This window comes from Nocardia camponoti, assembly GCF_014646135.1.
Classification (GTDB): Bacteria; Actinomycetota; Actinomycetes; order Mycobacteriales; family Mycobacteriaceae; genus Nocardia; species Nocardia camponoti.
In genome coordinates, this window is record NZ_BMMW01000004.1 from 40897 (window position 1) to 54173 (window position 13277).

At 67.6% G+C, this 13277-nt stretch carries 14 protein-coding genes; 6 read left to right on the forward strand and 8 right to left on the reverse strand.

The features are described from left to right. Positions 1 to 7: 7 nt before the first annotated feature. Together IEX78_RS18690 and cobC are read right to left on the reverse strand one after the other, a co-directional pair. A complete protein-coding gene (locus tag IEX78_RS18690) occupies positions 8 to 1144 on the reverse strand; it encodes a Nif3-like dinuclear metal center hexameric protein (RefSeq protein WP_188830329.1) in 1137 nt (378 codons plus the stop codon). A 25-nt stretch (positions 1145 to 1169) separates the two neighbouring features. Beyond that, positions 1170 to 2249, reverse strand: coding sequence for an Rv2231c family histidinol phosphate aminotransferase CobC (cobC, locus tag IEX78_RS18695; protein WP_188830737.1), 1080 nt, complete (start codon positions 2247 to 2249; stop codon positions 1170 to 1172). Positions 2250 to 2329: 80 nt separating this feature from the next. Between cobC and IEX78_RS18700 the strand changes: the two genes are divergently transcribed. Then, positions 2330 to 2824, forward strand: a complete 495-nt coding sequence (locus tag IEX78_RS18700; protein WP_308426564.1) for a low molecular weight protein-tyrosine-phosphatase — start codon at positions 2330 to 2332, stop codon at positions 2822 to 2824. Further along, on the forward strand, positions 2824 to 3669 hold the full coding sequence (locus IEX78_RS18705; RefSeq protein WP_188830330.1) for an SURF1 family cytochrome oxidase biogenesis protein: 846 nt from the start codon (positions 2824 to 2826) through the stop codon (positions 3667 to 3669). Before IEX78_RS18700 ends, IEX78_RS18705 begins: the two co-directional genes overlap by 1 nt. A 174-nt stretch (positions 3670 to 3843) precedes the next feature. Here IEX78_RS18705 and IEX78_RS18710 read toward each other — a convergent pair whose 3' ends face one another. The 5 genes from IEX78_RS18710 to IEX78_RS18730 form a co-directional block, all read right to left on the reverse strand. After that, complete coding sequence (locus IEX78_RS18710; protein ID WP_188830331.1) at positions 3844 to 4797, reverse strand: cobalamin biosynthesis protein; 954 nt, start codon at positions 4795 to 4797, stop codon at positions 3844 to 3846. Between the two features lie 730 nt (positions 4798 to 5527). Beyond that, on the reverse strand, positions 5528 to 6595 hold the full coding sequence (gene ald / locus IEX78_RS18715; protein WP_188830332.1) for an alanine dehydrogenase: 1068 nt from the start codon (positions 6593 to 6595) through the stop codon (positions 5528 to 5530). A gap of 205 nt (positions 6596 to 6800) precedes the next feature. Further along, positions 6801 to 6971 (reverse strand): hypothetical protein, encoded by a 171-nt coding sequence (locus IEX78_RS18720; protein WP_188830333.1) that lies wholly within the window; start codon positions 6969 to 6971, stop codon positions 6801 to 6803. 383 nt (positions 6972 to 7354) lie between these two features. After that, positions 7355 to 7537, reverse strand: coding sequence for a hypothetical protein (locus IEX78_RS18725; RefSeq protein ID WP_188830334.1), 183 nt, complete (start codon positions 7535 to 7537; stop codon positions 7355 to 7357). A 481-nt stretch (positions 7538 to 8018) separates the two neighbouring features. Then, complete coding sequence (locus IEX78_RS18730; RefSeq protein ID WP_188830335.1) at positions 8019 to 8789, reverse strand: MBL fold metallo-hydrolase; 771 nt, start codon at positions 8787 to 8789, stop codon at positions 8019 to 8021. A gap of 70 nt (positions 8790 to 8859) precedes the next feature. Here IEX78_RS18730 and IEX78_RS18735 point away from each other — a divergent pair, with 70 nt between their 5' ends. From IEX78_RS18735 to IEX78_RS18750, 4 genes are all read left to right on the forward strand, one after another. Next, positions 8860 to 9816 (forward strand): GlxA family transcriptional regulator, encoded by a 957-nt coding sequence (locus IEX78_RS18735; RefSeq protein WP_188830336.1) that lies wholly within the window; start codon positions 8860 to 8862, stop codon positions 9814 to 9816. Between the two features lie 8 nt (positions 9817 to 9824). Then, the gene (locus IEX78_RS18740; protein WP_188830337.1) at positions 9825 to 10343 is read left to right on the forward strand and encodes a gamma carbonic anhydrase family protein; all 519 of its coding nucleotides are present in this window, start codon (positions 9825 to 9827) and stop codon (positions 10341 to 10343) included. A gap of 77 nt (positions 10344 to 10420) precedes the next feature. Next, positions 10421 to 10594 (forward strand): hypothetical protein, encoded by a 174-nt coding sequence (locus tag IEX78_RS18745; RefSeq protein WP_229684102.1) that lies wholly within the window; start codon positions 10421 to 10423, stop codon positions 10592 to 10594. 16 nt (positions 10595 to 10610) lie between these two features. After that, the gene (locus IEX78_RS18750; protein WP_188830338.1) at positions 10611 to 11207 is read left to right on the forward strand and encodes a TetR/AcrR family transcriptional regulator; all 597 of its coding nucleotides are present in this window, start codon (positions 10611 to 10613) and stop codon (positions 11205 to 11207) included. Here IEX78_RS18750 and IEX78_RS24365 read toward each other — a convergent pair. Further along, positions 11184 to 13208 (reverse strand): Eco57I restriction-modification methylase domain-containing protein, encoded by a 2025-nt coding sequence (locus tag IEX78_RS24365; RefSeq protein ID WP_229684103.1) that lies wholly within the window; start codon positions 13206 to 13208, stop codon positions 11184 to 11186. The two genes, IEX78_RS18750 and IEX78_RS24365, sit on opposite strands and share 24 nt — an antisense overlap. Positions 13209 to 13277: the final 69 nt, after the last annotated feature.

The following is a 13277-nucleotide window of genomic DNA, read 5'->3' on the forward strand; positions in this document are numbered from 1 at the left end:
GACCCGCTTATGCCGAGAGCGTCCACGGGTCGGTGCGCAGTGCGCTCACGCGCGTCGCGACGGTCGGCAGGCCCGTGTTAACGACCCGCGCCGCCTGCGCGCACCACGGAAACTCGGTTGCCCAGTGGGCCGCGTCGATGAGTGCGGGGCCGTTGCGACGTAGGTGTTCGTCGACGGGATGGTGGCGCAGGTCGGCGGTGAGGTAGGCGTCGACGCCGCTGCGGATGGCTTGATCGAGGTAGGAATCACCGGACCCGCCGCAGACCGCGACGGTTTTGATGAGCTTGTCCGGGTCGCCTGCCGCGCGCACGCCCCAGACCGTGCGAGGCAGGCCGACGCCGACGCGCGCGGTGAAGTCGCGCAGGGTTTCGGGTTCAGGGAGTTCGCCGATGCGGCCGATGCCGAGCGTCGACGGGAGCGGGGCGCGTTCGGTGACGAAGTAGGCCGGTTCCTCGTAGGGATGCGCGGCCCTTAGGGCGGCGAGGACGGCGGGTCGGCTGGTTGGTGGCGCGACCACCTCGACCGCGTCTTCAGCGACCTGCTCCACTTCGCCGATGGCACCGATCGCCGGATTCGCGCCGGGAAGCGGGCGGAATTGGCCGGTGCCAGCGGTGTACCAGGCGGCTTCGCGGTAGTCGCCGATCGCGCCAGCGCCCGCGGCGAAGAGGGCGGACAGGACGGCGGCCGTGTGCGTTTGTGGGACTTGAATCACCCATTTATCAACGGAGGCAGCCGGTTTCGGGTCGAGCGGGCTGGTGACGGTGAGGCCGACGGCTTCGGCGAGCGCGTCGCTCACGCCCGGGTCGGCGGAGTCGGCGTTGGTGTGCGCGGTGAACAGGGCGCAGTTGTTTTGGATAAGTCGGTGTAGGAGAGCACCTTTGGGCGTTGTTGTCGCGATGGTGTCGACGCCGCGCAGCAGGAGTGGGTGGTGAACGACCAAAGCCTGTGCGCCCCAGGCGATTGCCTCATCGACAACGGCGGCGGTGGCGTCGACGGCGAAGGCCACCTTGTCGACCTCATTGGCGGGGTCGCCGCAGACGAGCCCAACCGAATCCCACTTCTCCGCGAGTTTGGGCGGGTAGGCGGCATCGAGAACCGCGATGAGGTCGGCCAAAGTGGACACAGCGGGCTCCTTGGGGATCATTGCGCGTGAGTTGATTGGGCGGGCGTCACCACAGGGCCACCTTCAAGGCGTCGATGAGGTGGTCGACGGCTTCGGGGGCGCGCACCGCGACGCGCAGGTGGTCGGGGGTTAGGCCTGGGAAGGTGTCCGCTCGACGCACCGCAATTCCGTTGTCGGCGAGGCGCTTTCGCACTAAATCGCCGTTCGGTACGCGGAGCAGGAGGAACGGGCCGGTGGCGGGGGTGTGGACGTCGACGCCGAGGTTCGTGAGCCGGTCGACCATCGCGGTCCGCTCAATGGCGATCCGCTGGGCCTGCTGTCGCGCTTCGGCGACCGCTTCGGGTGAAGCGGTCGCGATGATGGCCTCAAGTTGCAGCGTGCCGAGCGGCCAATGGGGGCGACCGTGCGCGAGTCGAGCGAGCACGTCGGGATGCCCGAGCACATACCCGCACCGCAGCCCGGCGAGCGCCCAGGTTTTGGTGAGCGAGCGGAAGACGAGGAGGTCGGGGGCGCTGAGATGCGCGAGGGATTCGGGTTCGGCGCTCCCGCCTTGCGGGTCGGGTCGAGCGTGACCGTCACCCGTCGCCGCCATGTCGAACTGCTGCGGATCGAAGGTCGCGTCAGCGAATGCCTCGTCAACGACCACCAAGCGGCCCGGGCGGCGCAGTGCTTCGATCGCGGCGGTCGGGTGTAAAACCGAGGTTGGGTTCGTTGGGTTGCCCAAGACAACCATGTCGGCCGACGCGGGCACCTCTGCCGAGTCCAGCGTGTAGGGCGGTTCGAGGACGACGCGCGTCACTTCCACGCCGCCCTCACGCAACGCCAATTCCGGTTCGGTGAAACTCGGGTGCAGGACCGCAGCCAATCTCGGCGCGAGGCGCGGAAGCATCGCGAAGCCCTCGGCCGCGCCTGCCAGCAACAAGACCTCGTCGGGGTCGCGGCCGTGGCGGGCGGCGACGGCTTCGCGGGCGGCGCGGTCGTCGGCGGCGCTCGGGTAGCGACCAAGGTCGGCGAGCCGGGCGACGAGTCGCGCGCGCAACCACTCCGGCGGCGCGCTGCCCCGCACATTCACCGCGAAATCGAGGAGTCCGGGGCGCGCGTCGACGTCGCCGTGATGGCGCAACATCGCGGCGTCGACCGTGCGCGGGGAGTCCTGGAACACAACTCGACACCCTACGTGGCGGCCGGTTCGCGCTGCGGGAGACAATGGCGATCGTGGGACCACTCGAAGTGTGCTTCGTTTGCACGGGCAACATCTGTCGCTCGCCGATGGCCGCGAACATGTTCCAGACGCACCTGTACCGGGCGGGCCTGGCCGACCGCGTGCGCGTCACGAGCGCGGGCACCGGCTCGTGGCACGTCGGCGACCCCGCCGACGAACACGCGGCGGCGACCCTGCGCCGAGCTGGCGTGTTCACCGACCACACCGCGGCGACGTTCGGCCCCGAGCACGCCGACGCCGACCTGGTCGTCGCCCTCGACACCTCCCACGACCGTGAACTCGCCCGACGCGGCGTCCCGAGCGACCGACGTCGCCTCCTGCGCAGCTTCGACCCAACCGCCGACGGCCTCGACGTCCCCGATCCCTACTACGGCGACCAGCACGATTACGACCTCGTCTACGCCCAAATCGACGCGGCCATTCCCGGCTTGCTCGACTGGGTTGTCGCCGAGCTCGCCGCGCGCGATTCCACGGTCTGATGCGCAAACTGCTTTTTCTCCTGCGACCGAGCTGGGTGATCCTGGCCGCGGTTGTTGTCGCCTTCGCGTACCTGTGTTTCACCGTGCTCGCGCCGTGGCAGCTTGGTAAGAATTCGAGCACCGAGCACCGCAATCAGCTCATCGCGGATTCGGTTCGCGCCGAACCGGTTTCGGTTACGTCGCTACTCGACACCACCACGCACGACCCGACGGAATGGCGACGGGTTTCCGCGTCAGGCAGTTACGTTCCGGACTCGACGGTGTTGGTGCGGTTGCGCAACCTCGACGGTGACCCCGCCTACGCGGTGTTGTCGGCGTTCCGCCTGGACGACGGTCGCACGGTGCTGCTTGACCGTGGGCTTGTCGCCGCGGTCAACGGCACCCGCCCACCGGTTGTCGCGCCCGCACCTGCAGGTCAGCAGCGTATTGAGGGCCGGGTGCGCGCTTCGGAAGGGGTGGTTCCCGACAAGCTGCCGACCACGCAGGACGGTTACCGGCAGGTCTACACCGTCGACCTCGCGCAGGAAGCGGAAGTCCTCGCGACCCCACTCACCGCGCTGCCGACGGGTACGGACAAGGGTGGTTACCTGCAACTTGCCGAGGGTCAGCCGGGCGCGTTTTCGCCGACGCCACTCCCCCAGCTCGACGCTGGGCCGTACCTGTCGTACGGGTTGCAGTGGGTGGCGTTTGGCGTGATGGCCCCACTTGGCTTGGGCTACTTCGTTTTTGCTGAGGTGCGGGCGCGTCGGCGTGAGCGCGCGGAGACCGAGAATGTCGCTACCGCCGAGCCCGCGCCGCAGACCAATGAGGCGCGCTTGGCCGACCGCTACGGCGGGAATCGGTAGTCACGCGCCCCGACCGACTTTGGCTATCTCGGCCATGTGGCATAAACGTGCGCGTTCGCGCCTTTACGGCCTGAAATCGGGGGTTTGCGCGCGAATGTGCACGAAAATGCCACTCGGATGGCAACCGAGGGGTTGCGACATCGCGAGGGTCGCCTAGACGGCGCTGATGGCGCGCTAACCCCGTCGGCGGCGTGCGTCGCGCCAGAAAGGCGCACCGCTCGCCAGCTGTGCGGCAACCGCGACACCAAGCGCGGCAACTTGCACCGCTTCCGACATGCGTACCGCGCGCCGCAGGTCAGCCACCTGTGGGGGTGGTCCATCGCCGAGTACCGGGCGCAGTTCAACGCCATGCCGATACTGCGTGCGACCGCCGAGTTGCACGCCGAGCGCCCCTGCCATCGACGCCTCGACAACGCCCGCGTTCGGGCTCGGGTGATTGCCGGCGTCGCGTCGCCATGCGGTTAACGACTCGGCGAAGGTGCCCCCGACCAGCGGCGCGAGGGTGGCGGTGAGGAAACCGGTCAGTCGCGCGGGGGCCAGGTTCGCGACGTCATCCACCCGCGCGGCAGCCCACCCGAAGTTCTCGTAGCGGTCGTTGCGGTAGCCGATCATGGCGTCGAGGGTGTTGATCGCGCGGTAGCCGAGCAGGCCAGGAACGCCCGCGAGCGCACCCCACACCAGGGGCGCGACGGTGGCGTCGGAGGTGTTCTCGGCGATCGATTCGAGGGCGGCGCGGGCGAGTCCGTCGGCGCCGAGCACTGACGGGTCGCGCCCGCACAGCGAGGGCAGGAGTTCGCGCGCACCCGCCAGGTCGCCGCTTTCGAGCCGGTCAGCCATCGCGTGCCCGGTCTTGGCGAGGCTGCGTCCGCCGAGGACGGTCCAGGTGGCGAGGGCGGTGCTCACCAGTCCGCCACGCGCCGCAAGGGCTCCGAGCGCGACAACGGACCCGACCGCGATGGCTTCGTGCACGACCCCGGCAGTCCGCGAATCCGCATAAGTGCGCTTCTCCAAAGCGATTGCGGCAGAACCAAATCCAGCGACGGGATGCCAACGACGGGGGTCACCCACCACCCGATCAAGCCCAAACCCGATCACAAGCCCAAGCGCCGCCGACGTCCCTTTTCGCACGGGCGAAGAGTAGCGCGCACGGCTGAGCCGACCGTCCGCGAAGGGGCAGCGGGAACGCGCGCGTGAGCTTCGAGCCGGATTGCTGCAGCGTCGAGCGACGAGCCGTGCATGCGACGCGATGCCGATCTGAACTAGTGCGGTCCACGTGATTCAAGGCGCCGCGCGCTCGCGGGATGCGTGACCCCGCGTTCAAACAGGGGACCCGGCCTACTCCCCCGCAACCTCGGCGGCGACGATCCGACCGCCCGCGAAGGGGCAGCGGGAACGCGCGCGTGAGCTTCGAGCCGGATTGCTGCAGCGTCGAGCGACGAGCCGTGCATGCGACGCGATGCCGATCTGAACTAGCGCGGTCCACGTGATTCAAGGCACCGCGCGCTCGCGGGATGCGTGACCCCGCGTTCAAACAGGGGACCCGGCCTACTCCACCGCAACCTCGGCGGCGACGATCCGACCGCCCATCGCGACCAACCCCGCGCCCAAACTCGCAGGATGCGTTGCCCCGCGTTCAAACAGGGGTCCCGACCTGCTCCCCCGCAACCTCGGCGGCGACGATCCGACCGCCCGCGAAGGTCGGCGGGGACGCGCGCGTGAGCTTCGAGCCCGACTACTGACCGTGTCGAGCGACGAGCCGTGCATGCGACGCGATGCCGATCTGAACTAGTGCGGTCCACGTAATTCAAGGCACCGCGCGCTCGCGGGATGCGTGACCCGCGTTCGAGCAGGGCCCGACCTACTCCCCCGCAACCAGCCGACCACCCATCGCAACGAGACCCGCGCCCAACCCCGGGTCGTCCGCGCATGCCGCGTCCGCGCCAACCTCGGCGAGTTCGATGACGTACGGCAATGTCGCGTTCGTTAAGGCCACCGTCGAGGTGTGCGGGACCGCGCCCGGCATGTTCGCGACGCAATAGAACAGTGAATTGGCAACGGGGAACGTGGGATTCGCGTGGGTGGTTGGCCGTGACGAAGCGAAGCAGCCGCCCTGGTCGATGGCGATGTCGACCAGCACCGACCCCGGTCGCATAGCGCCGACCAGTTCGTCAGACACCAGGCGCGGGGCTCGCGCGCCAGGAACGAGGACCGCGCCGATCACGAGATCGGCTGCGGTAACGGACCTTTCGATCTCCGCCGACGTTGACGCCAACGTGGTGACGCGGTGGTCGAACAGGGCGTCGAGCTGTCGCAGGCGTCCGAGGTTCGTGTCGAGCACACTCACCCGCGCGCCCATCCCCACCGCGACGGCGGCCGCGTTCGTGCCCGCCGTCCCGCCGCCAAGCACAACAACGTCGGCCGGGCGCGTCCCCGGCACCCCACCGAGCAGCACGCCCGCCCCGCCAAGCGGTGCCATCAGGTGATACGCGCCCACCTGCACGCTGAGCTTGCCCGCGACCTCACTCATCGGCGCGAGCAGCGGCAACCCGCCGTCGGGCCCGCGCACCGCTTCATAGGCGATCGCGGTGATGCCGGAGTTCAAGATCGCGTCGGTGCACGATTGCGACGCCGCCAAATGCAGAAACGTAAACAGCGCCTGCCCGGCGCGCATCAGCGAATACTCTTCGGGCATAGGCTCTTTCACCTTGAGAATGAGCTCGGCCGCCCACACCTCCTTGGCGTTGTCGGCGATGCGCGCGCCCGCCGCCCGATAGGCGCCATCGTCGAACCCGGACCCACGCCCGGCGCCGGCTTGGACAACAACCGCATGCCCGCGCCCAACGAGTTCGGCCGCGCCTGCGGGCGTCAACGCCACCCGTGACTCCTGCGGTTTAACCTCCGTCGGCACGCCCACCGTTCGCGTCATCACCCCAGCTTAGGACGGTTGCCCGCCACTAAATGGGAAACCAGACCGTGGTGCCGGGCAGCGACTCCTACGACGTCGAAGATAGCCGTGCCCCCGGACCAAACGAGGCGACAACACAGCACACGGCGTCACATTCCGAACACCGCGGCTCCCGCATTTGTGGGGTCGCCAATGCGACTGACCCACCGTGTGGCCGCCTACCCTGCTAGCGCGACCGCTGCCGGGCCGCCCACCAACCAACCGGGCTCACTGCCACCGGCGCAGCCGCCACCTCGTCCGGTAGGCCGACAACCCAGCCAATAGCCGACGTCATCACCGCGACCAGCCACTGATCGATGGCGCAGCTGCCCGCGCGACAAGTTGCCGCCCCGGTCACGACCTGTCCGTGGACGGGACCGGCCTGCTAACCTCCGCAGCGGTCGGCACAACCATCCGCGCGCCGGAGCCGCCGCAGGCGCAACATTCGTTGCCCGCGCGACAAGTTGCCGCCCCGGTCACGACCTGTCCGTGGACGGGACCGGCCTGCTAACCTCCGCAGCGGTCGGCACAACCATCCGCGCGCCGGAGCCGCCGCAGGCGCAACATTCGTTGCCCGCACGACAAGTTTTCGCAGTTACGACCTGCGCGCGAACGCGACCGCCCTAACTAACCGCCGACACAACCATCCCCGCGTCGCGGGCCGTCGCAGGCGCAACACTCGTTGTCCGCACGACAAGTTTCCGCCGCACATGAGCCGGCCCGTAGACGCGATTGCCCTAACTAGCTGCCGTAGTCGTCGGCGCAACCGTTTCCGCCGCCGTAGTCGTAGGCGTGACAGTCGTTGTCGGAGCAACAGTTTCCGTAGTGGGCGCAACCGTCGTCGTAGGCGCGACGGTTGTCGTCGGTGCGACCGTTGTCGGCGTAACCGTCGTTGTCGGGGCCGGAGGCTCTTCCGTCGGGCACTCCGACCCGCATCCACACTGGCCGAATCCGCACTGATCCGTCCCGCAGAATTTCACCCCTTCCGGACAACCCGGGCCGGTCTCACTCGGCGCTTCACCCGGGTCGACGACGGGCGCGGCCTGGTCACCCGTGCCTCCGCTGGGCAACCCCGGATCGCCCGACCCCCCGCCAGGTAGCGCACTACCGCCGGCACCAGGCGCCTCCGCCCCAGGCGCGGGCACCGCCGACGTCGTACTAGCAGCCGCGGCCTTGCTCGTAGTCGTTACTCGCGCAGACGACGTCGGCGCGATCGTCCCCGAATCCCCACTCGACGAACACCCGACGGCGACAACGAAAATCGGCAACATCACCGCGAGCAACACCCGCGACGACGACCGCATCCAACAATTCAGCAACTGCCATGCTTCCCAGACTCGCAACCGCATTTCTCTCCTCTATAAAACCGAAATAGACGCACCAAAACCGGTGCGCGCCAACGAAACTAAACCGCGAAAATCTCGCCACGTACCGGAATTCGCAACTGTTCACTCCGCCCCGCAAATCCGAAGGTCAGTGCCAAATACTCAAGGGTCTCGGTGAAATGCGCCCACCCGTCGGCATGCACGGGCACGATCAGCGCGTCGCCAAGCACCTCGGTGGCCTGCACGGCGGTGCGCGCGTTGAGCGTCACGTCGGCGTCGCCGAATCGACCAGCGTTCGCCGCGCCAATGTGTAAGACCGCGACGTCGATCCGCCCGATCCGCTCCACAATCGACGCGACAACGTCGATCGACGCGTTGTCGCCCGACACATAAACCACCGGCTCCCCAGCCGCCCGCAACACGAACCCCGTGACCACGCCGGCGACCGGTTCGCACCCAACCGGCCCGTGGAGCGCGGGCACGGCTGTCACGTCAACGTCGCCAACCCGCACGGTTTCCCACGGATCCAGCCCGCGCACCCCGCTGATGCGGGCGGCGGCGTCGGGCGTCGACAGCACCGTCTCAACGCGACCGAGCAACGCGCGACCGGCGTTGTCGAGGTTGTCCGCGTGCTGGTCATGCGACAGCAAAACCACGTCGATAGCCCCGATGTCATCGACCGAAACCGCGGGCCCGGTGAGCTTGTGCAGCACGATCGGTCCGGGGTAGTCGCCGGGTTCATCGAAGGTGGGGTCGGTCAACCACGTCAGGCCGCCGTAGCCGAACCGCAGCGTTGGTCCACCGGTGTGCAGTGCGTCGATAAGCGTTGGGCGCGTGATGGTCTCGGTCATGACGCAAGCTTCGCGTGCCGCACCGCGACAAACCAGTGGCCCCCAGGCCGACTATCGCTAATATCGGGCCATGCGCAAGGTGGCGGTCATCGCGTTCGACGGCATCAGCCCGTTTCATCTTTCGGTGCCAAGCCTCGTGCTCGGCAGGGTCGGCACCGGCGTCGATGGTCAGCCGCCATACGAGGTCACCGTCTGCACCGAAGGTCCCGGAACCCTTTCCACCGCAGCTGGATTCGACATCACCGTCAACCACGGCCTCGACCTCATCACGACCGCCGACCTGGTGATTTTCCCGGCGTGGGAGCGCGGCCGCGTCCCTTCGCAAGCTCTCACCGACGCCGTCAAAGCCGCCCACGCCCGGGGCGCGCGCGTTGTCGGCCTGTGCTTCGGCGCGTGGGCCATCGCCGCGATCGGCCTCACCGACGGCCGCGAAATCACCACACACTGGGCCGCCGCCGACGACCTCGCCACGACCTACCCCGCCATCACCGTCCGCGCCGACCGCCTGTGGACCGACCTCGGCGACGTCATCACCTCAGCTGGCGTCGCCGCCGCCCTCGACTGCCTGCTCCACATCGTCCGCACCGACCTCGGCGCACGCACGGCGACCGAACTCGCGCGCGCCCTGGTCACCGCGCCGCATCGCAGCGGTTCGCAAGCGCAATTCATTCCGATCGCCGTGCCCGACCGCATCGCCGACGACCCGATCGAACACGCGATGTCATGGGCGCGCACCCACCTCGAAACCACCATCGACCTCGACGGTTGGGCGCGCCAAACCCACCTTTCGCGCCGCACCTTCACCCGCCGCTTCCGCGAGCGAACCGGAACGAGCCCGCAACAGTGGCTGCTGCAACAGCGCACTGACCACGCTCGACTATTACTTGAGTCGACCGACTTGGCCGTTGACCGCATCGCCGAACGCACCGGTTTCGGTAGCGCGGTGAGCTTGCGTCACCACTTCCATCGCATGCTCGGCCTCTCCCCAGCGGCCCACCGCAGTCAGTTTCGGGAGGTGGCGTCATAATCGCGGGCATGATCATCTCTGTGAACGGGCACACTCCCACCATCGATGAGACGGCGTGGCTCGCGCCGAACGCGACCGTGATTGGCCAGGTCACGCTCGGTCCCGAGGTGGGAATTTGGTACAACGCGGTGGTTCGCGGCGACGTTGAAGGCATCACGCTCGGCGCGCGCACCAACATTCAGGACGGCTGCGCGCTGCATGCCGACCCCGGTTTCCCGCTGACGGTCGGGTCGGGCGTTTCGGTCGGTCACAACGCGATCCTGCACGGCTGCACCGTCGGCGATGACGTGCTCGTCGGCATGGGCGCCACCGTCCTCAATGGCGCGGTGATCGGGTCCGGCTCGCTGATCGCCGCGAACGCCCTGATCCCGCAGGGCGCGGTGATTCCGCCGAACTCGCTGGTCGCTGGCGTGCCGGGCAAGGTGCGACGGGAATTGTCCGAAGACGAACTCAACGGCATCAAGCTCAACGCCGCGGGCTACGTGCACAACATTTCGGTGCATCGGGGCGCGACCCAGGTCGACTGATTCGCCCTTGTGAACCGCCACACTGATCAAGCGTCCAGTAGGCCTGCCTGGTAGTTTTGGGGGCAGGAGGTATCGCGGTGACCTACACGAAGGCGCGTTTTCGGCTCAGTGTCGCCGACATCGCGGCGCAACCGGGCGGCATCGACGCCCTGGTGCAGCGCATCGTCGAATTGCGTTCGCGCGGAATGGATTTCGCGGCTAAGGCGATCGAAGCCGAAATGGCGGAGCTGGATGTGACGCCGCGCGGCTGACGCGGATAATCGAGCCATGTCCACCGTCGAAACCTTTCTGGCGCGAATCCAGGCAACGCCGTCGACCGAGCGCGATCAAGTGCTCGACTCGGCGCTGTCGGCGTTCCTGGATTTCGGTATCAAACGCACCAGCATGGGCGAGATCGCGCGACGGGCCGCCATCAGCCCAGCAACGCTGTATCGGCGATACGAATCCAAGAACGACCTGGTCACCGCCGTCGCGATCCGCGAGGCACACCACCTGGTTACCGCCGTTGACGAACGCGTGCGCGCGGTGTCGGACCCGGCTGAGCAGCTAGTTGAGATGTTCGTCGCGTTCGTGAGCGCGAGCGCACGCAACCCGCTGCTGTCGCGTTTGCTTGCGACGGAACCGGAAATCGTCCTCCCGCGCCTCACCACCGAGGCCGCGCCGATGCTCGCGGTCGGCCGTGAATACATCGCGGCGAAGCTGCGCGAGCACGAGTTGGTAAGCGACCCGGACGTGGTGGCGGAAGTCTTTGCCCGCCTTGCTCTTTCGCTAGCGCTAACCCCAGACGGACTGATCCCGCTGGACGACGCGGAAGCGGGCCGCACCTTCGCCCGCACATTGCTACCGCTTGTCGGGTTCCCCTGACACGCCGAACGCGTCTGCGACCAACTCGTCAACGCGCGAATCGTGGTGGTGCGCACCACTTTCCACCAGTGCCTGCACCCGTCGGGCGATGGCTCGCGCGACCGGCGTCGTCGGGTCGGGCAGCGGCAGTCGGCTCACGTACTGGGTGATCCACCGCCTGCGTCCGGCGTAGAGGCGGTTGCCGCACACCGCATCGTAGAACGACGAGCCAAGCGTCGAATTCGCAACGCCCATCAGCAAATACGCGAGTTCGGTTGAACCGGCGAGGTCGCCCAGCGAGATCCAATAGCAGTCCCCATTCACCACCGCGCCGGACGTGTCGAGCGCGAAGCGCGGCCGCTCGCTGATGTCGGGGAACACCACCTTGGGCGCTGCCCACAAATGCGGACGCTGCGGCACCCAAATCTCGTACCACTCGCGCCCGCTAGCGAGCACATACTGTCTGCCAGCAAGTTGCTCGTGATGCGACTGTAAATACCGTGCCGCACAAGGGAATCGCGCGAGGTCGACGGGCGTGCGACGCGGCGCTGACGTGTCGTAGGGATACAGCACGCGCGCCCCATGATTACCTGTGACCTGCCACGGCTCAACGTCGTGATGAGTGATCAAGTCGCGCAACAACTCTGGCTCCGGCGACGAGTCGACTTCGTCCCAGTGCTGCGAGATAAACACCGAGTCAGCGGTCGTTTTGATCCCGACCCTGATGCGCGCGAGGTCACCAAACGTCCGCCAGGTACGGTCACTGATCTTGCCGAGCCACGCGTCGACCGAGGGCTGCGACATCCGCCAGACCGTCTCCGGCTGCGCCATCCGACTCCCCTGCGCGCGAAGCGCACGAGCGGCGGCAACCAGTTTCGCCCCGTCTTCGCACACCTCATCGGCCGCAATCGACACCGCGACCGCCGACCGGGCTACACGCGCCGGGCGCGCGTCGACACCATCAAATGCCACCTGCGCGGGCAAATCCGCCACACCTTGCACCCCCGGTGACGACACAGACTCAGCTGAACCAGCCACGGCAGCCACGCGGGGCACTGGCGAAACCGCAGCACCAGGGCCCATCTGAAACAACCCGGGCGCGACTGCACCGGTACCTATGCCGCCAACGACGGCCGCGCTCCCCAGACCACCAGCAGGACCCCGCCCCAACAACGACCTTCGCCCACCAACAACCGGCGTAGTAGCCAACACCCCAACCTCAACCGCGAATGTGCGATTCCCCGCGCGGACCGTACTCGACTCCGCTGCGGTCATCGCGTCGAATAGCGTTGCACTAGAAGGTGTTCGAGCATTCGCATCTTCATAGACCGACACGTACCGACACGGCTCCGACCCCCGCGCACGCGTCGCGATCGTGATGGCGGGCAACACCGCAGCGTCGAACAGCTTCGTATCCCCCAGGTCGTACAACTCAACCGGTGTCAACTCTTCGGTGAGCACCTGTCGCACATTCGCCCCACCGCGCGTGGTGAGAAACCGGTTCGCGCACAACAACCCAAGCACCCCGTCGGCCGCCAGCAACCGGGGCACGGTCGCGACGAACGGGTGCGTCAGGTCGATGCGCCCGCGCAGCCCGTAGCGCTCACGCAACGCGGTCGCGGTCGGGGCACCCAGTTGTTGGGTTCGCACATACGGCGGGTTGGAGATGACAAGGTCGAACGATTCGTCGGCAAGATCATCGACCGCTGATAGGAAATCCCCAGTGTGACAAGCCAATTCGATTCCCGAACTCAGCGCGGCACGCACCGCGTCCGCATCGAGGTCGTACCCAACCAGCTCAACGTCGCGCCCAGCGGCCCGCAACTCCCGGTACACCGCGAACAACAACGCCCCATCCCCACAGGCCGGATCAAGCACCCGCAACGTGGAGCGCGGTGGTGCGAAAAGCAACGCCCGCCGCGCGAGGAACTCCGCGAGCGGCGTTGGCGTGTAATGCCTGCCATGCCGTTTGCGAGCAGCGGTGTCGGAGTGATTGACGGTGTCGCTACCTAGCGGAACCATCGCACGATTGTCCGCCGCGACAACGCCCAAACCGGACGACACCCCCGCGCCGACCCGAACCGTTACTTC